The 17,385-nt window shown below is 70.4% G+C and carries 17 protein-coding genes and 1 pseudogene; 14 read left to right on the forward strand and 4 right to left on the reverse strand.

Annotation, left to right across the window (positions count from 1 at the left end; translation table 11 throughout):
• Positions 1-442: pseudogene (locus tag ACLEQD_RS17070) on the forward strand (DNA replication and repair protein RecF); the annotation flags it as partial.
• A 6-nt stretch (positions 443-448) separates the two neighbouring features.
• Here ACLEQD_RS17070 and ACLEQD_RS17075 read toward each other — a convergent pair.
• Positions 449-835: a hypothetical protein gene (locus ACLEQD_RS17075; RefSeq protein ID WP_410385262.1), complete on the reverse strand. Its 387-nt coding sequence runs from the start codon at positions 833-835 to the stop codon at positions 449-451.
• Between the two features lie 338 nt (positions 836-1,173).
• Here ACLEQD_RS17075 and ACLEQD_RS17080 point away from each other — a divergent pair, with 338 nt between their 5' ends.
• The 10 genes from ACLEQD_RS17080 to ACLEQD_RS17125 all read left to right on the forward strand — a co-directional run bounded on the left by ACLEQD_RS17080 (position 1,174) and on the right by ACLEQD_RS17125 (position 11,143).
• Entirely contained in the window at positions 1,174-1,680 is a 507-nt protein-coding gene (locus tag ACLEQD_RS17080; RefSeq protein WP_410385264.1) for a hypothetical protein, read from the forward strand.
• On the forward strand, positions 1,677-2,471 hold the full coding sequence (locus tag ACLEQD_RS17085) for an MlaE family ABC transporter permease (RefSeq protein WP_410385266.1): 795 nt from the start codon (positions 1,677-1,679) through the stop codon (positions 2,469-2,471). Before ACLEQD_RS17080 ends, ACLEQD_RS17085 begins: the two co-directional genes overlap by 4 nt.
• Before the next feature lie 14 nt (positions 2,472-2,485).
• Complete coding sequence (locus tag ACLEQD_RS17090) at positions 2,486-3,316, forward strand: ABC transporter ATP-binding protein (RefSeq protein ID WP_410385268.1); 831 nt, start codon at positions 2,486-2,488, stop codon at positions 3,314-3,316.
• Positions 3,313-4,518 (forward strand): MlaD family protein, encoded by a 1,206-nt coding sequence (locus ACLEQD_RS17095; RefSeq protein WP_410385270.1) that lies wholly within the window; start codon positions 3,313-3,315, stop codon positions 4,516-4,518. The genes ACLEQD_RS17090 and ACLEQD_RS17095 overlap by 4 nt, the downstream gene beginning before the upstream one ends.
• 195 nt (positions 4,519-4,713) lie before the next feature.
• Complete coding sequence (locus ACLEQD_RS17100) at positions 4,714-5,613, forward strand: zinc metalloprotease (protein ID WP_410385272.1); 900 nt, start codon at positions 4,714-4,716, stop codon at positions 5,611-5,613.
• 229 nt (positions 5,614-5,842) lie between these two features.
• Positions 5,843-6,742 (forward strand): zinc metalloprotease, encoded by a 900-nt coding sequence (locus tag ACLEQD_RS17105; RefSeq protein WP_410385274.1) that lies wholly within the window; start codon positions 5,843-5,845, stop codon positions 6,740-6,742.
• A gap of 156 nt (positions 6,743-6,898) precedes the next feature.
• Positions 6,899-8,062, forward strand: coding sequence for a pyridoxal-phosphate-dependent aminotransferase family protein (locus ACLEQD_RS17110; protein WP_410385276.1), 1,164 nt, complete (start codon positions 6,899-6,901; stop codon positions 8,060-8,062).
• Between the two features lie 268 nt (positions 8,063-8,330).
• On the forward strand, positions 8,331-8,960 hold the full coding sequence (locus ACLEQD_RS17115) for a TIGR02265 family protein (RefSeq protein WP_410385277.1): 630 nt from the start codon (positions 8,331-8,333) through the stop codon (positions 8,958-8,960).
• Between the two features lie 180 nt (positions 8,961-9,140).
• Positions 9,141-10,769 (forward strand): ATP-binding protein, encoded by a 1,629-nt coding sequence (locus ACLEQD_RS17120; RefSeq protein WP_410385279.1) that lies wholly within the window; start codon positions 9,141-9,143, stop codon positions 10,767-10,769.
• Positions 10,766-11,143 carry a response regulator gene (locus ACLEQD_RS17125; protein WP_410385280.1) on the forward strand — a complete coding sequence of 126 codons (378 nt, stop codon included), beginning with the start codon at positions 10,766-10,768 and terminating at the stop codon, positions 11,141-11,143. The genes ACLEQD_RS17120 and ACLEQD_RS17125 overlap by 4 nt, the downstream gene beginning before the upstream one ends.
• A gap of 62 nt (positions 11,144-11,205) precedes the next feature.
• On the opposite strand, the gene ACLEQD_RS17130 is transcribed toward ACLEQD_RS17125, so the two are convergent.
• On the reverse strand, positions 11,206-11,964 hold the full coding sequence (locus ACLEQD_RS17130; RefSeq protein WP_410385282.1) for a GNAT family N-acetyltransferase: 759 nt from the start codon (positions 11,962-11,964) through the stop codon (positions 11,206-11,208).
• Between the two features lie 109 nt (positions 11,965-12,073).
• Here ACLEQD_RS17130 and ACLEQD_RS17135 point away from each other — a divergent pair, with 109 nt between their 5' ends.
• Positions 12,074-12,529 carry a hypothetical protein gene (locus ACLEQD_RS17135; RefSeq protein WP_410385284.1) on the forward strand — a complete coding sequence of 152 codons (456 nt, stop codon included), beginning with the start codon at positions 12,074-12,076 and terminating at the stop codon, positions 12,527-12,529.
• A 121-nt stretch (positions 12,530-12,650) separates the two neighbouring features.
• Positions 12,651-15,104 (forward strand): DNA topoisomerase (ATP-hydrolyzing) subunit B, encoded by a 2,454-nt coding sequence (gene gyrB / locus ACLEQD_RS17140; protein ID WP_410385286.1) that lies wholly within the window; start codon positions 12,651-12,653, stop codon positions 15,102-15,104.
• 152 nt (positions 15,105-15,256) lie between these two features.
• On the opposite strand, the gene ACLEQD_RS17145 is transcribed toward gyrB, so the two are convergent.
• The gene (locus tag ACLEQD_RS17145; protein WP_410385288.1) at positions 15,257-15,814 is read right to left on the reverse strand and encodes a hypothetical protein; all 558 of its coding nucleotides are present in this window, start codon (positions 15,812-15,814) and stop codon (positions 15,257-15,259) included.
• A 495-nt stretch (positions 15,815-16,309) separates the two neighbouring features.
• Entirely contained in the window at positions 16,310-17,092 is a 783-nt protein-coding gene (locus ACLEQD_RS17150) for a PEGA domain-containing protein (protein ID WP_410385292.1), read from the reverse strand.
• On the opposite strand from ACLEQD_RS17150, the gene ACLEQD_RS17155 reads away from it, so the two are divergent.
• Positions 16,974-17,385, forward strand: a 412-nt coding sequence (locus ACLEQD_RS17155) for a hypothetical protein (RefSeq protein WP_410385290.1), incomplete at its 3' end; no start/stop codon positions are given. The two genes, ACLEQD_RS17150 and ACLEQD_RS17155, sit on opposite strands and share 119 nt — an antisense overlap.

Raw genomic sequence — 17,385 nt, forward strand, 5'->3', positions numbered from 1 at the left:
CGACTTCGCCCAGGCCGACGAGGCCGCGCTCGCCGCCGCCCTGCGCGAGGCCCTCTCCGCGCGCCTGCGACGCGACCTGGACCGCGGCTTCACCTCCGTGGGCCCGCATGTGGACGACGTCTCCGTGACGCTGGGGGGTCGCAGCGCGCGCGCCTACGCGAGCCAGGGCCAGCAGCGCGCCCTGGTGCTGGGCTGGAAGATCGCGGAGATCGAAAACCTGGAGGCCTCCATGGGCTTCCTCCCCCTGCTGCTCCTGGATGACGTCTCCAGCGAGCTGGACCCCGAGCGCAATGCCTATCTCATGGGCTACCTGGCCCGGAGCGGCGCGCAGGTCTTCCTCACCACCACCGACGCGGGGCTCGTGCGAGCCGCCGCCGCCAGTGACACCCTCTGGCTCACCGTCCACGCGGGACAGGTGGCCACCGAAGCAACTCCGTCATGACCCTGGTCAGTGCACCCGCCGCCGCTGCCAGGGCCAGTGCACCGGCCCCCGCCGCGCGTGGCGGTGCGGCAACTCCTGCCGCGTCACGTGCCCGAAGTACTCGAAGCGGAACTCCGCCCAGAGCAGCCCGAACGCCACCGCGAACAGGAACACCGCCAGCGTCAGCCACCACACGGTGCCCGTCGCCAACGCGGCGATGAACAACACCCCCAGCACCGCCGCCAGCCCCAGCGACAGGTCCCGCAGGCGCTTCGACTCGCTGAACGCCATCCCCATCGCCAGCATGGAGATGGCCAACAGCGGCCACGCCAGCCAGTACGCCGTGCGCGCGTACAGATTGGCAATCGACAAAAGGAACAGCCCGAATCCGAATATCGCCAGTCCGCCGTCCATCGAATCCTCCTCGGGAGAATCCCCGGCTCCCGGCTGAACATGCGCCTTCCCCAGGTGCGCATGCAGCCCGCCTCCCCCAGTCCGACCGGGGACACGGCGGGAGAGCGGCCCGTTGCGCACGGCCCGGAATACACGGCCGCCGGCCCCGGTCTCCTTCGTGTTCCCACGAACGCGCGCGCCCCCGGCGCCCGGGGGCCTGACAGGGTGACGGGCCCCCGTCCGGCGCGCGTCCGTGAGTCGACGTTCGCTCCGACGAAGTTCTTGCGGACCCGTCGGGCGTGCACCATGACGAGCACCCCGTCCCCACCGGGCCCCTCCGGGACGAACGAAATGGTGCCATGCCGCGCTTGCTGCTGACGCTCGTGCTGTCCGCCCTCCTCGCGGGGTGCCACCGCGCGACGTTCGAGGACTCGGTGCTCCAGAAGTCCGACGTGAAGTACCGCGTCGGACCGCTGTCCAACACCGTCTGGGAGCGCCGCGGCTTCGACGACAACGACCTGGCCTTCGTGGAGCGGGGCGGCACCGGCCGCGTCATCGCCACCAACTCCACCTGCAAGGACCACGACGACCCGTCCCTCCAGGTCCTCACGAAGCACCTGCTCATGGGCTTCACCGAGCGCCAGGACCTGGGCCAGCGCACCTTCACCCTGGACGGCCGTGAGGCCCTGCGCAGCCGCTACGTCGCGAAGCTCGACGGCGTGCCCATCCAGCTGGAGCTGGTGGTCGTCAAGAAGGACAACTGCGTCTTCGACTTCAGCTACGTCGCCCCCGTGGGCACCGCCGACGCGCGCATGGCGGACTTCGAGGGCGTCTTCCAGGGCTTCCACGCGGAGCGCCAGCGATGATGCCCGGCGCGCGCATCGCCGGGCACGGCCCCAGCCTCAAGGAGCGCCTGCGCGAGCGCATGGAGTCCCTGGGCGCCATGTCCGTCATGACGGGCCAGGTGTTCAGCCGCGCCGTGCGCCCGCCCTATGACTGGGCCGGGCTCGTCTTCCACACCGAGTCCCTGGGCGTGCGCTCGCTGCCCATCGCGCTGCTCACCGCGACGTTCGCGGGGCTCGTCATCTCCCTGCAGTTCGGCTACTTCCTCGCCCGCTTCGGCGTGCAGTACACCGTGGGCCGCGTCGTCATCCTCACGCTGTTCCGGGAGCTGGCCCCCGTGCTCACCGCGCTCACCGTGGGCGCGCGCATCGGGTCCGGCATCGCCGCGGAATTGGGCTCCATGACCGTGACGGAGCAGGTGGACGCCATCCGCGCGCTGGGCGCGGACCCCTTGCGCAAGCTGGTGGTGCCGCGCGTGTTCGCGTGCCTCATCGTGATGCCGGTGCTCACGGTGTTCTCGGACGTGGTGGGCCTGGTGGGCGGCGCGCTGGTGGTGAGGTCCCAGTACGGCATCTCCCTGGACCAGTTCTTCCAGGGCGCGCTGGACGCGGTGCTGATGGGCGACTTCGTCTCCGGCGTCATCAAGGGCGCCGTGTTCGGGCTCATCATCGGCCTGGTGGGGTGCTTCAAGGGGCTGGCGGTGGAGGGCGGCACGGAGGGCGTGGGCCGCGCCACCACGCAGACGGTGGCCATCACCTCCGTCACCGTGTGCCTGGCGGACTTCTTCATCACGAAAATCACGCTCTACTTCTGAAGCCGCACGCCCCCATGCGCAAGGCCCGCTCCGCTCACGCAGACCCCGCTGTCCCGTTCAGCTTCCGCAAGCCCACGCCGGGCGAGGAGCTCATCCGCTTCGACGGCCTCATGAAGCAGTTCGGCGCCAAGCGCATCTACGACGGCGTGGACCTGGACGTGCGCGCCGGGGAGACGCTGGTGGTGCTGGGCGGCTCCGGCGTGGGCAAGAGCGTGCTGCTCAAGTGCCTCATCGGCCTGTTGCACCCGGACGGCGGCAGCATCCTGTTCGAAGGCTACGACCTGGCGAAGTTCTCCGAGGCGCAGTTCCTGGAGGTCCGCAAGCACGTGGCCATGGTGTTCCAGGGCGCGGCGCTGTTCGACTCGCTCAGCGTGGCGGAGAACGTGGCCTACCCGCTGCGCGAGCACTTCAAGAAGATGACGCGCGCTGAAATCCAGAAGCGCGTGGCGGAGAAGCTGGAGCTGGTGGACCTGCCCAACACGGAGAAGCTGATGCCGTCGGACCTGTCCGGCGGCATGCGCAAGCGCGTGGGCCTGGCGCGCGCCATCGCCACGGACCCGGAGGTCATCCTCTGGGACGAGCCCACGACGGGGCTGGACCCCGTCACCACGCAGACCATCAACGAGTTGATTGATTCGATGAAGCAGCGCCTGGGCGCGACCTCCATCGTCGTCACGCACGACATGGTGAGCGCCTTCGTGCTCGCGGACCGGATGGCCATGCTGGCCAACCGCAAAATCGTCCAGGTGGGCACCCCGGAGGAGATGCGCCGCTCCCAGGTGCCGGAGGTGCGCGCCTTCATCGACGCGCGCCGCCTGGAGCTGAACCCCCGGGGAGCACCATGAGTCTCTTCACCTCGACCTCGAAGGAAAAGCGCCTGGCCGTGCGGGCGGGCTTCTTCGTCGCCATTGGCCTCGCGGTGGCCGGCGTCGTCGTCTTCTTCATCGGCCGTGAGTCCAACCTCTTCCAGCGCCAGGTCCTCTTCCACGCCTACTTCACGAGCGTGGACGGCCTGAGCGACCAGTCCCCCGTGTGGATTGGCGGCCTGAAGGTGGGCCGCGTGAACAACGTGTCCTTCTCCCAGGAGCTGAAGGACAGCCGCCTGCGGGTGGACTTCCAGGTGGCCAGCACCTACGCGGACCGCGTCCGCGCGGACTCCGTGGCCCGGCTCACCAGCATGGGCGTGCTGGGCGACAAGGCGGTGGACATCTCCCTGGGCAGCGCGGACCAGCCGCCCGTGGAGCCCGGCGGCGTCGTGAAGTCCAGCAGCGGCGGGGACCTGTCCAAGCTCATGACCAGCGCCAGCCGCGTGATGGAGAACTCCGTCGAAATCAGCGAGTCCCTCAAGGCGGCCGTGAAGGTCTACACGAACCCGGAGCTGTCGAAGGACCTGGCCCGGAGCGTCGCGTCGCTGCGCTCCATCATGGAGGAGGTGGAGAAGGGCAACGGCGCCCTGCACGCCCTCATCTACGACCCGCGCACCGGCCAGGAGGTGAACACGCTGCTCGCCAACGCGTCCGGCGCCGCGAAGCGCATGGACGGCGCGCTGGGCCACGTGGAGGCCATCCTGGGCGAGGTGCGCCGGGGTGACGGCACCGCGCACGCGCTCATCTACGGCCAGGACGGCGCGGTCGCCCTGCGCGAGCTGGGCGAGGCCGCCGGCCAGCTGGCGGGCCTGCTGGAGGACGCGAAGAAGAGCCCCAACGGCGCCGTGCACCAGCTGATCTACGGCGACGCGAAGGGCATGTTCGCGGACCTGGGCAGCGCCGCCGCGGACATCAAGACCATCACCGCCACCGTGGCCAGGGGCGACGGCACCCTGGGCGCGCTCGTCAACGACCCCACCGTCTACGACGACCTGCGCGAGGTGCTGGGCAACGTGAAGCGCAACCGCATCCTCCGCGCGCTGGTGCGCTTCTCCGTGAGCAACCACGAGGCCCTGGAGCAGGTGGGCGCCCCGCAGACGGCGCCCACCCCGCCCACCCCGCTCACGCCCGCCGCCGACGCGGGCACGCCCGCCCCGGCCACGCCTTCCCCAACGCCCTGAGCCATCCGGCCGCGTCAGGATTGCCGGGGTGCGAAATGCCTCCCGGGTGAAAGACAGACCCTCCAGGCTTTACGCGGCGAGACATCGTGTGAGCCCATACGGTTTTGCAATTTTTCCAAGACTGTCTGTGTATTGACTTGGATGGGTTTGAAGGCGTATTCCCCGCTCCCCTGCTTTTCAAGGAGTCGGGAAACAATGCTTCGTTTCGTCGCGCAGCGCAGTGGCCGTGTCGCGGTGGTCCTTGGCACCATGCTGTCCCTGGCGGGTTGCAGCAGCAACGCTCCGGCTCCCGAGGAGCAGGCCCCGGCGGAGGAGACCGCCACCCAGCAGGCCATCCCGCACCGCGGCTGCGCCACCATCGAGCCGTCGGCCGATGAGAAGCTGGAGATTGAAGCGGTGCTGGCGGACCGCGACGTGAGCGCCAAGCGCGCGGTGGGCTCCGTGAACGTGCCCGTGTACTTCCACGTCATCAACAAGGGCACGGGCATCGCCAACGGCGACATCCCGGCCTCGCAGATCACCAGCCAGATGAACGTGCTGAACGCGGCGTACGCGAACACCCCGTTCCGGTTCACGCTGGCGGGCACGGACCGCACGACGAACAGCACCTGGTTCAACCTGGCCCAGGGCAGCACCAACGAGAAGAACATGAAGAACACCCTGCGCAAGGGTGGCAAGGAGTCGCTGAACATCTACACCGCGAACCTCAGCGGTGGCCTGCTGGGCTGGGCGACCTTCCCCTCCAGCTACACCAGCCAGCCGAAGATGGACGGCGTGGTCATGCTCTACAGCAGCGTCCCCGGCGGCACGGCGTCCCCGTACAACCTGGGCGACACCGGCACGCACGAGGTCGGTCACTGGGTGGGCCTGTACCACACGTTCCAGGGCGGCTGCGCCAGCCCGGGTGACTCCGTCAGCGACACGCCCCCGGAGGCGTCGCCCGCGTACGGCTGCCCCGCCGGCCGTGACACCTGCTCCGGCGGTGGCGCGGACCCCATCTACAACTTCATGGACTACACCGACGACAGCTGCATGAACCAGTTCACCGCCGGCCAGAGCGCCCGCGCGGACAGCCTGACCGCGACGTACCGCTAGAAAAAAGCGACAGCGGCCGTGGCCGATGTGACGACGCCGGGGTCCCGGATCAGGGGCTCCGGCGTTTTCCATTTCCTGGATGAGACACGGACAGGCCGTATCCCGGCCTGTGACGCTTGGTTTGTCTTCAACGGGTTTCGCCGGGAATTCAATTTTACCGCACCCGTTGACTAGAACTGTTTCGTACGTGTATTGGTGTCTCCCCCACTTTTCTAGGAGTTGGGAAACAATGCTTCGTTTCGTCGCGCAGCGCAGTGGCCGTGTCGCGGTGGTCCTTGGCACCATGCTGTCCCTGGCGGGTTGCAGCAGCAACGCTCCGGCTCCCGAGGAGCAGGCCCCGGCGGAGGAGACCGCCACCCAGCAGGCCATCCCGCACCGCGGCTGCGCCACCATCGAGCCGTCGGCCGATGAGAAGCTGGAGATTGAAGCGGTGCTGGCGGACCGCGACGTGAGCGCCAAGCGCGCGGTGGGCTCCGTGAACGTGCCCGTGTACTTCCACGTCATCAACAAGGGCTCGGGCATCGCCAACGGCGACATCCCGGACTCGCAGATCACCGCGCAGATGAACGTGCTGAACGCGGCGTACTCCAACACCCCGTTCAAGTTCACGCTGGCCGGCACGGACCGCACGACCAACAGCCAGTGGTTCTCGCTGGGTTCGGGCTCCGCGGCGGAGAAGAAGATGAAGTCCGCGCTGCGCAAGGGCGGCCCGGAGTCGCTGAACATCTACAGCGCCAACCTCAAGGGCGGCCTGCTGGGCTGGGCGACCTTCCCCTCCAGCTACTCCAGCCAGCCGAAGATGGACGGCGTGGTCCTCCTCTACAGCAGCGTCCCCGGCGGCACCGCGGCCCCGTACAACGAGGGTGACACGGCGACCCACGAGGTCGGTCACTGGGTGGGCCTGTACCACACGTTCCAGGGTGGTTGTAACAACCCGGGCGACTCCGTCAGCGACACGCCTCCGGAGGCTTCCGCCGCGTTCGGTTGCCCCTCGGGCCGTGACACCTGCGCGGGCGGCGGCGTGGACCCCATCCTGAACTTCATGGACTACACCGACGACAACTGCATGAACCAGTTCTCCGCCGGCCAGGTCGCGCGCGCGGACAGCCTGACCGCGACGTACCGCTAGTCAGCGTCTTCGCTTCCTGAAGTGCCCGACGCCGGAGTCCCTGCTGCACGGGGGCTCCGGCGTCTTCCTTTTCCAGCGTGGACAAGCCGGGCCCGCGCTGGCCACAGTGGGGGACCGCCCTCCACTGCCCGGAGGGCTCCAGGAGGGTGTGGCGCCGTGAGAGACCTGTTGATGATTCCCGGGCCGGTGGACGTGGACGCGGAGGTGTTGCAGGCGCTGTCGGCGCCGGTGCCCGGGCACCTGGACGCGGGCTTCATCGCCACCTTCGGCCGGGCCCTGAAGCGCCTGCGCGAGGTGTCGCTCGCCCCCGGCGCGCAGCCCTTCGTCGTCTCCGGCAGCGGCACGCTGGCCATGGAGCTCGCCGTGGCGAACCTCATTGAACCCGGCGACCGCGCGCTGGTGGTGAACACCGGCTACTTCAGCGACCGCATGGCCCACATCCTGGAGCGCCACGGCGCGAAGGTGACGCACGTGCGCGCTGCCAGCGTGGGCGGCGCCCCGGAGGTGGCCCAGGTGGAGGCGGAGCTCCAGCGGGGCGGCTTCAAGCTGATGACCGTCACCCACGTGGACACCTCCACCGCGGTGCTCGCGCCCGTGGAGCCGCTGGTGAAGGCCGCGCGAAAGCACGGCGTCCTGGCCGTGGTGGACGGCGTGTGCGCCACCGCCGGAGAGGCCTTCCACCAGGACGCGTGGGGCGCGGACGTGTACCTCACCGCCAGCCAGAAGGCGGTGGGCGTGCCCCCGGGCCTGGCGCTCCTCACGGTGAGCCCCCGCGCGCTGGCCACGTGGAAGGCGCGCAAGGCCCCCGTCGCCAGCGTGTACGCGGACTGGGCGGAGTGGCTGCCGGTGATGGAGGCCTACGAGTCCGGCAAGCCCGCCTACTTCGCCACCCCGCCCACGTCCCTGGTGTGCGCGCTGGACGTGAGCCTGGGCCACATCCTCGCGGAGGGCATGGAGGCCCGCTTCGAGCGCCACCGCCGGATGGCCCGCGCCTTCCGCGCCGCCTGGAGCGCGCTGGGGCTGCGGCCGGTGCCCACCTCGGAGGCCGTGGCCGCCAACACCCTGAGCGCCGTCTACTACCCGGACGGCGTGGACGCGTCCTTCGTGGGCCGCGTGAAGGCGCAGGGCGTGGCCATCGCCGGCGGCCTCCACCCGGAAATCAAGCCGCGCTACTTCCGCGTGGGCCACATGAACCGCGTCAGCGCCGGGGACGTGCTCGTCACCGTGGGCGCCATCGAGCGGGCCCTCCACGCCGCCGGCCACCGCGCCGCCGCCGCGGGAACGGGCCTCGCCGCCGCCCAGGCCGCGCTCTCCGAGTGAAGCCCCGGGTGGGGAGCCCGGCCCCCACTCCTTTCTCAGGCCACGAGAAAGCCCGTCCGCACGCCCATTAGATTTGTGTAAGCCCCTGGATAATTTCAGGTACTTCCGGGCTTACTCGGATTCCTTGGCGTTTTAATGGAAATGTGTGATTGGACTGCACGTGTGAGCGGGGCGTGGGCCCCGGCACCTGTGAGGGGGAAGGGCTGCGCTGGCGGACGGGACCTGTGGAACGGGTGGTCCGATTCCAGCGCCTGATGTGGAGGTGGGTATGGATCGCGGACCGGTGGAAGGTTCGTCGAGGGTGGCGGGCTGGGTGGAGGAGAGCGCGGCGTGGCACCTGGCGGAGCGGTGCCTGGCCGCGACCCCGGAAGACGGGGCGCGGGGGATGTTCTTCCAGGGCGTGGTGGGGGTGGTGGGCTTCCTCCAGGGTGAGGCGGCCGCGGCGAGCTGCCTGGCGGCGTCCGGGCTGAAGGAGCTGAACCCCGCGGAGCTGTACCCGGTGACGCGCTTCCTGGCGATGTCCGCCGAGGCGACGCGGCTGCTCAAGCCCCAGCTGGGGGACTGGGCCCAGTCGCTGCGCTACATCGGGACGCAGGCCACGGTGGACTTCCTGGCCTCCATGTTCGGCCGGGAGCTGATGCAGGCGGCCGGCCGCAACCCCCGGAAGATGCTCCAGCACATCGTCGAGAACTACCGCGTCGCGGTGAGCTACGGCGAGCGCGGCGTGCTCTGGACCGGGGACCACAGCGCCCGCTTCGTGATGCGCCGGGACTTCATGCCCGCGCCGTACCACGAGGGGGTGCTCCAGGCCGCCCTGGAGGCCGTGGGCGCCCAGGACGTCCAGGTGCACGGGCGGCAGCTGTCCCTGCTGGACACCGAATACGACGTTTCCTGGTAGCCCGGACGCACCCCACCCGCTGCGTGGGGCCCTCTGGCGGGACGTTCACCAGCCACTGCTTGGTGCTGAACGTCCCCCATTTCTCCCGCTGGCGTGACAGGGAGGACCACTAGCATGTGGTGAGAGAGGCCCACACCCCATGGGAGGCGTCACGCGAATGGAGACAGGCGGGGCCCGGGCATGACGCCCTTCCGGCTGTTGCTGGTGGAGGACAGCGTCAACGACGCGGCGCTGGTGACGGCGGAGCTGGAGCAGGCGGGCTACCTGCCCACGGCGTGGCGCGTGGACTCGCTGGAAGCGCTGGGGGACGCGCTGGCCGCCGAGGCCTGGGACCTGGTGCTGTGCGACTACCGGCTGCCGCGCTTCACCGCGCTGGAGGTGCTGGCGCTCTTGCACGCGCACGGGCGGGACGTGCCGCTCATCGTCCTGTCCAGCCAGCTGAGTGAAGAGCAGGCCGTCACGCTGATGAAGGCGGGCGCGCGCGACTGCTTCTCCAAGGACCGGATGGCCCGGCTGGGCCCGGCGGTGGCGCGCGAGCTGGAGGAGACGCGCGTGCGGCGCGAGCGCGCGCGGGCGGAGGTGGACCGGGACATCCTGGCCCGGGCCAGCGAGCTGCTCACCGCGTCCCTGGAGCAGGCCGCGCGGTTGGACCAGCTGGTGCAGCTGATGGTGCCCCGGGTGGCGGACTGGTGCGCCTTCTTCCTCCAGGACCCGGACCAGGGCAGCCTGCGGCTGGTGGCGCTGGCGCACCCGGACGCGGAGCGGCGCGCCCATGCGTGGAAGCTGGACCAGCGCTTCCCGCTGGACCCCCAGGCCGCCGCGGGCCCCGCGCACGTGCTGCGCACCGGCCAGCCGGAGTTCATACCGGACGTGCGCGAGCGCCCGGAGCCCATCACCCGGGACGCCGCGCACCAGCGCGCCATCGAGGGGCTGGGGCTGCGCTCCGTGGTGAACGTGCCCCTGCCCGGCAACGAGGGCCGGCTGGGCGTGCTGTCCATGGGCACGCTGGGCGAGCGCCTGCTTTCGCCGGTGGACCTGGCGCTGGCGCAGGAGCTGGCGCGCCGGACGGGGCTGGTGCTGGAGAACGCCCGCCTCTTCCAGGAGGCGCGCGAGGCGGTGCGCCTGCGCGACGAGTTCCTCACCGTGGCCGCGCACGAGCTGCGCACGCCCCTCACCACGCTGCGGCTGCAGCTGGGCACGCTGCTGCAGCGCTCGGAGGCGCACCACCTGGAGCCGGACGTGGTGACGCGCCTGGAGCGCAGCGTGCGCCAGGTGCGCCGGCTGGGCACGCTGGTGGAGGGCCTGCTGGACGTGTCCCAGCTGTCGAGCGGCGAGCTGTCGCTGATGCCCGAGCGCTTCGATTTGGAGGAGCTGGTCGCGGAGGTGCTGGAGCGCTTCCAGGCGGAGGCCCGCGCGGCCGGCTGTGAGCTGCGCCAGTCCCCCCGCCGCGGGCTCTGGGGGACGTGGGACCGGCTCCGGGTGGACCAGGCGGTGGCGGCGTTGATATCCAACGCGCTCAAGTTCGGTCCGGGACGGCCGGTGGAGGTGGACGTGGGGCGGCAAGGGAGCTTCGCGCGCATCCAGGTGCGCGACCGGGGCATCGGCGTGCCCGTGGACCAGGTGGAGCGCATCTTCGAGCGCTTCGGCCGCGCGGTGAGTTCGCATTCGTATGGAGGCCTGGGCCTGGGGCTGTACCTGGCCCGCCGCGCGGCGGAAGCGCACGGCGGACGGGCCTGGGCGGAGCCGGCCGCGGGAGAGGGCGCGCGCTTCACGCTGGAGCTGCCGCTGGAGAAGGAGACGCGCGAGTGAGCCGGCCGCTGTTGGTGGTGGATGACGACACGGACCTGCGGGAGGCGCTGGAGGAGGTCCTGCGCGACGCGGGCTACACCGTGCTGGGGGCGGGCAACGGCCTGCAGGCGCTGGAGGTGCTCCGCGCGGAGCCGGTCCTGCCCTCCCTGGTGCTGCTGGACATGATGATGCCGGTGATGGACGGCGCGACGTTTGGCCGCCAGATGCGCCAGGTGGACGCGTGGCGCGACATCCCCGTGCTCGTCTTCTCCGCCTCCGCCAACGCCCGCCAGGTCGCCGAGGAGATGGGCGCCTGCAGCTACCTGCGCAAGCCGGTGGACGTGGAGACGCTGCTCAAGGCCGTGGCCGCCCACAAGGCGCCCGAAGCCGCCTGATCCACGGCGCGGAAAGGACCCCCAGCGGCTACTGGAGACGCGGGAGGCGCTCCGCTGAAGCCTCAGCCCGCCCCAGGCGGCACCCAGTGCTCCCAGGGGCCCAGGTCGCGGAAGCCCAGGTGCCGGTACACGCGCAGGCCCGCCGGGGTGGACTGGAGCACCATCGCGGTGCACCCGCGCTGACGCGCCCCCAGGATGAGCCCGCGCATCACCGCCGACGCCAGCCCCAGCCCCCGCGCGTCCGGGTGGGTGGCCACCAGGTACACGCCCGCGGTGTCCGCCACGTCCACCGCCAGCCCGCAGGACAGCGCCTTCCCGTCCTCCCGAGCCACCACCGTGTGCACCGGGACAGGGAGCGGCGGCCGCCGCCAGACGGAGAGGATGTCCCGCCACTCCTGGCCGTAGGTCTGGATGTTGAGCTCCACCAGGTCGCCCATGTCCTCCACGGTCTCCACCGGCACCCCGGGCGCCAGGTCCGGCAGCTCGTGCAGCCAGGCCCCCATGGCCATGACGGTGAAGTCCGGCCGGTAGCCGTTCGCGCCCAGCACCCGCAGCGCGTCCCGCTGCCCCGGCGTCACGGTGACGCGCCAGCGCGAAAGCCCCAGCCCCCGGTAGAAGGCCGTGACGGCCGGCAGCGCGGCGGCCAGCGCGGACGTGTCCGTGAAGAGGACCTGCTGGAAGTGCGCGTCCTGGTACGACGGCAGGGCGAACGCGTCCACGCCGGGGAGCGGGAGGTGGCGCAGCGAGCCGCGCTCTGCCTGGAGGCGCTTGAAGGCGATGAGGTTGGTGAGAAGTCGAGAGGTGAGTTCGGCATCCGTCATGCGGGCCGGCAGCCTATGCGGGGGGACGGCGGCCAAAGAACAGCCTCGGAGGAAAGGACGCGCGCACGGTCCGCCACGGGGTTAGGTTTCCACCCCTTCCGCCCCCGCCATGACCCCGCGCTTCTTTTCATTCGATCCGCGTCCCACCCGAATCTCCCTCATCCTGGGCGCGTGCCTCCTGGCGGTCCTCACCGCCTGGGCCCTGGCGGACTACCGGGGCGGCGGGGGGCTGGTCGCCATGGCGCGGGCCGGCATCAGCGCCGGCCTGATGCTCACCTTCCTCGTCTCCGTCCACCGCCTGCGCCCCCGCGCCCGGTGGGGCATCACCCTGGATTCCGCGGGCGTGCGCGTGTCCCGGCCCTTCAGCGGCCAGCCGCTCGAACTGCACTGGGGACAGATTGACTCCGTGCGCCGGGTCGGCCGGAGGGGGAGCGTGCTCGGGCTCTTCCTCAAGGAAGAGGGAAGGGTGCTCGTCACCCGACATCTTTTCGCCCGCAAGGCTGTTTATGAAGAGTTGATCGCGGCGCTGGAGGACCGCCTCCCGCCCTCGCGTTTCGACGCCTGATTCATGAATCTTTCCGCAGCCTTGCGCGGGCTCCCGATCCTTGTCCGGGATGCCCGGTGGTGGTAGGCACAGCAGGCACAGCCCTGTCGCAACGGCAGCCTTTCCCAAGGACACGCTTCACATGGAAAAGACCCCCGCTACCGGCGCCGCGCTGGCCGCGCCGCCCGCCGAGTATGGGACGGACAGCATCACCAAGCTCGAAGGGCTGGAGGCCGTCCGCAAGCGCCCTGGCATGTACATCGGCGACACGATGACCTACGGGCTCCACAAGCTCGTCTACGAGGTCGTCGACAACTCGGTGGACGAGGCCCTGGCCGGCCACTGCACGGACATCGAGGTCGTCATCCACGTGGATGGCTCGCTCAGCGTCCAGGACAACGGCCGCGGCATCCCCGTGGGCCCGCACCCCGACCCCAAGTTCAAGGGCAAGGACACCCTGGAAGTGGTGCTCACGGAGCTGCACGCCGGCAGCAAGTTCGGCAACGGCGCGTACAAGGTGTCCGGCGGCCTGCACGGCGTGGGCGTCACCTGCGTGAACTTCCTGTCGGAGTGGTTCAAGGTCCGCATCCAGCGCGCCGGCAAGGTCTACGAACAGTCCTACGCGCGCGGCGTGTCCAGCGGTTCGCCCCAGGAAGTGGGCACCACGGACAAGGTCGGCACGCTGATCCACTTCAAGCCGGACTCGCAGGTCATGGAGACGGTGGACTTCAACTTCGAGACGCTCAGCCAGCGCCTGCGCGAGCTGGCGTTCCTCAACGCGGGCCTGCACATCACCATCCGCGACGAGCGCACCCAGAAGGAGCACGACTTCAAGTTCGACGGCGGCATCTCCTCCTTCGTGGAGTACCTCAACAAGGCGAAGGAAGCGCTGCACGACAAGCCCGTCTACATCAAGTCGGAGCGCGAGGGCGTGTCGCTCGAAATCGCCATGCAGTGGAACGACGGCTACGACGAGCGCATCTTCACCTTCGCCAACAACATCAACACTCACGAGGGTGGCAGCCACCTGTCCGGCTTCAAGGCCGCGCTCACGCGCACGCTCAACAGCTACGCGGAGAAGGGCAGCCTCTGGAAGGACCTGAAGGAGACGCCCACGGGTGAAGACGCGCGCGAGGGCCTGTCCGCGGTCATCTCCGTGAAGCTTTCCAACCCCCAGTTCGAGGGCCAGACGAAGACGAAGCTGGGCAACAGCGAGGTGAAGGGCCTGGTCGAGCAGATGGTGAATGATCAGCTCGCCTCCTTCCTGGAGGAGAACCCGCCGCTCGCGAAGAAGGTCGTGGCGAAGATTGGCGACGCGTGCCGTGCCCGCCTCGCCGCGCGCAAGGCCCGTGAGACGGTGCGCCGCAAGGGCGTGCTGGACGGCGGCGGCCTGCCCGGCAAGCTCGCGGACTGCCAGAGCCGCGACCCGCACGAGAGCGAGCTGTACATCGTGGAGGGCGACTCCGCAGGCGGCTCCGCGAAGCAGGGCCGGGACCGGCGCAACCAGGCCATCCTCCCCTTGCGCGGCAAGATTCTGAACGTGGAGAAGGCGCGCTTCGAGAAGATGCTGACCAGCGCCGAGATCGTCACGCTCATCACCGCGCTGGGCACGGGCATCGGGGCGGAGGACTACGACCCGGAGAAGGCGCGCTACCACCGCATCATCCTGATGACGGACGCGGACGTGGACGGCAGCCACATCCGCACGCTGCTGCTCACGTTCTTCTACCGGCAGATGCGCGAGCTCATCGACCGGGGCTACGTCTACATCGCGCAGCCGCCGCTCTACAAAGTCACGCGCAACAAGAAGGACAGCTACGTCAAGGACGAGCGCGCGCTCAACGAGTACCTGCTGCGCATCGCCGCGGAGCACTGCCGGGTGAAGACGCCGGCCGGTGAGCTGGGCGGCGCGGACTTCAAGGCGCTCCTGGAGAAGGTCATCACCTACGAGGAGCGGCTGGAGAAGCAGGCCAAGCGCCGCGACGCGCGCATCGTGGACGCGCTGGTGCAGGCCACCAACCTGCGCGCGGACCTGCTGGCGGACGAGGCCGCGGTGGAGGCGGAGCTCGCCACCATGCGCGACTACTGCCAGCGGCGCATGCCGGAGGTGGTGGGCCGGCTGTCCACGCGGCTGGAGCAGGACGCGGAGCACGCGTCCAAGAAGCTGGTGGTGACGACGGACGTGAACGGCTCCATGCGCGAGTCCGTGTTCGACCACGCCTACCTGTCCTCGCCGGAGTACCTGGAGCTCGTCGCCTTGCGCGAGGTGTTCCACTCGCTGGGCAAGGCGCCTTATCGAGTGCAGGTGGACGCGGGCGAGGTGACGGCCTTCTCCGTGCAGGAGGTGCTGGCCGCGGTCCGCAAGGACGCGCAGAAGGGCCTGGGCCTGCAGCGCTACAAGGGGCTGGGGGAGATGAACCCGGAGCAGCTCTGGGAGACCACCATGAACCCCACCACGCGCACGCTGCTCCAGGTGCGGGTGGAGGACGCGGTGGAGAGCGACGACATCTTCTCGCTGCTCATGGGCGAGGCGGTGGAGCCCCGCCGCGAGTTCATCGAGCGCAACGCGCTGGACGTGCAGAACCTGGACATCTGAGCTCCACCGCACGTCTTGCCTGAAGCATCACGCCGGGCCCCGGGTACGAAGACCCGTGGGCCCGGTGCCGTTTCCGAGGCTCCGCGCCCACGTGCCCTTCCCATCCTTTTCGAGCCGGACCGCGGGTGCAGCACGGCGGCCCCCGTGAGCCCTTACGGAAGGAACCTGGCAACCAGTGACCAGCGCGAGGACGCCCCCGCGCGCATGTTGAGGATGGCGGTGATGCCGATGACGCCCGCCATGGCGGCGAGGTTCACGATGCCGCCCGCGTCCAGCGCCCGCATCGTCTTCGCGGCCTTCTCCGGCGTGCCCGCGGTGGGCGTCAGGCCCGTCTCCACGGGGACGGCGCCCTCGGGGGCCTGCTTCGCGAGGAAGGCCCCGCCGAGGATGTTGGCCGCGCCCAGCGCCACGGTGGCGCCCAGCAGCACGTCCTTCGCGATGACCAGCCCGCGCGTGGTGGGGTCAATCTCCCGGCCCGTCAGCCGCGAGCGGCCCACCAGCCAGGTGATGGCCGCCAGCCCCACGGACGCCGCGTTCACGATGTTGAAGCCGTTCCACGCGGCGTTCACCACCTGACCGCGCTCCGCCTTGGAACCAATCACCTTCACCGCGGGGTTGAGGGCCACCTTGCCGAAGAGCGAACCGCCGAAGCCGGCGGCGAGCCCCAGGTTGTGCAGCACCAGGCCGGTGGAGGACAGGACAGGCGTCATGGACGGACTCCATTGGAGAAGAAGTGGATGTCCGTGAGGGTAGGCACTGGCCCCGGGCGCGGGAGCAGCGCGTCAGGGTGAGCCCGCTGTCGCATCACACGCCCGCCTTCGGGGGGGCCTCCCAGGCGGGGGCCCGGCTGCCCGGCCGCTACCGCTCCGAGCGCCTGGCCCCGCGCAGCGCCTCCGCGCGCTCCTTGCGGGACATGTTCGTCACGTCGACGATGTCGAAGTCGAGCGCGCCCTGGTTGTCCCCCAGCTGCAGGTCCGGGAAGACGCAGCGCAGGTCCCGCACGCCGGACACCTGGTAGCGCTTGCCCGTCTCGAAGAGGCGGTGCGTGCTGCGCACGGACTCGGCCCTGGGGCCCTTCTCCACGCACAGCACCGTGTGCACGCGGCCCTGGGCGCCGGAGCGCACCTCCGCGAAGTCGTCGCGCACGGTGAAGGCGTAGGTGGACTTCGGGTTGAGCCCCTTCAGCAGCATCTGGTGCAGGGGCTTCACCTGCAGGGCGTTCTTGTCGGCCTCGAACAGCACCGAGCGGGGCGGGATGTACGCGGACTGCCGCAGGTGCACGCGGATGGAGCCGCGGTTGTCCTCGGGGCCGGTGTCGTCCAGGGCGAAGAAGTGGAGCTTCTTCGCGCCCTTGAGGGTGCGCGGCGCGCTGCTGATGAAGCCCACGGCGTTGTCCGCCGGCACGTCGCCTTCCGCGTAGTACACGAGCGTGCCGGACGCGGTGCCGTCGCCTTCCGCCAGCGCGGCGCTGCCCTCGGTCCACACGGAGTAGGCGGCCCCGGGCGACACGTCGATGGTGGCCGTCGGGTACTCCGGCAGGGGCAGCGCGTTGTACATGGGGCGCAGCACCAGCAGGCGCGTGGGGTACTCCACGTGCCGCATGTCGCGGTCGGGGAGGTCCGCCTCGGCCACGGCCCCCGGGTCGGTGGAGGCCAGGCCTCCGTCCGCCTCCGTCTCGGTGCCTCCGTCCCCGGCGGGCGCATCCGTGGCGGCGACGACCGCGGCGGCGGCGCCCGCGTCGAGCGTGGCGGCGGTGGGGATCTCCGACACCATCTGCGTGGTGCCGGGCGCCACCTCCAGCTCCGCCTTGACGTGGACCTCCGGCTGGTTGGGGGTGAAGCGCCGCGTCCACGCGCGGTAGCCGGCCGGGTGACGACGATGGTGTGGGGCGAGCGCTGGTCCGCGCCGATGATGCGGCTGGGCGTGTTCCCCACCGGCCGGCCGTTGACGACGACGGCAGCCCCCTCCGGGTTGGAGGTGATCCACAGGACGACGGGCGCCTCGGCGCCCTCGCCCTCTTCCGCCGGGGACAGGAAGTGGATCAGCAGGCCGATGACGATGAGCACGGCGGTGACGCCGAACGCGACCATGCTCAGCTGGCGCACCTGCTTCACGCGCTTGGCTTCGCGCTCGGCGGCCTCGGCGGCCAGCTGCTCGCGCGCGTCGTCCGCGGTGGTGCGGGCGCGGGGACCCTGCTTCTCCTCGGGCTCCAGCGCCTCGGGCGCGATGGCCGTCTCCACCGGCGTGTCACGCGGCGCGGCCAGGGTGGGCAGCGTCCGGG

Source organism: Corallococcus sp. 4LFB (assembly GCF_046520365.1).
Lineage (GTDB): Bacteria > Myxococcota > Myxococcia > Myxococcales > Myxococcaceae > Corallococcus > Corallococcus caeni.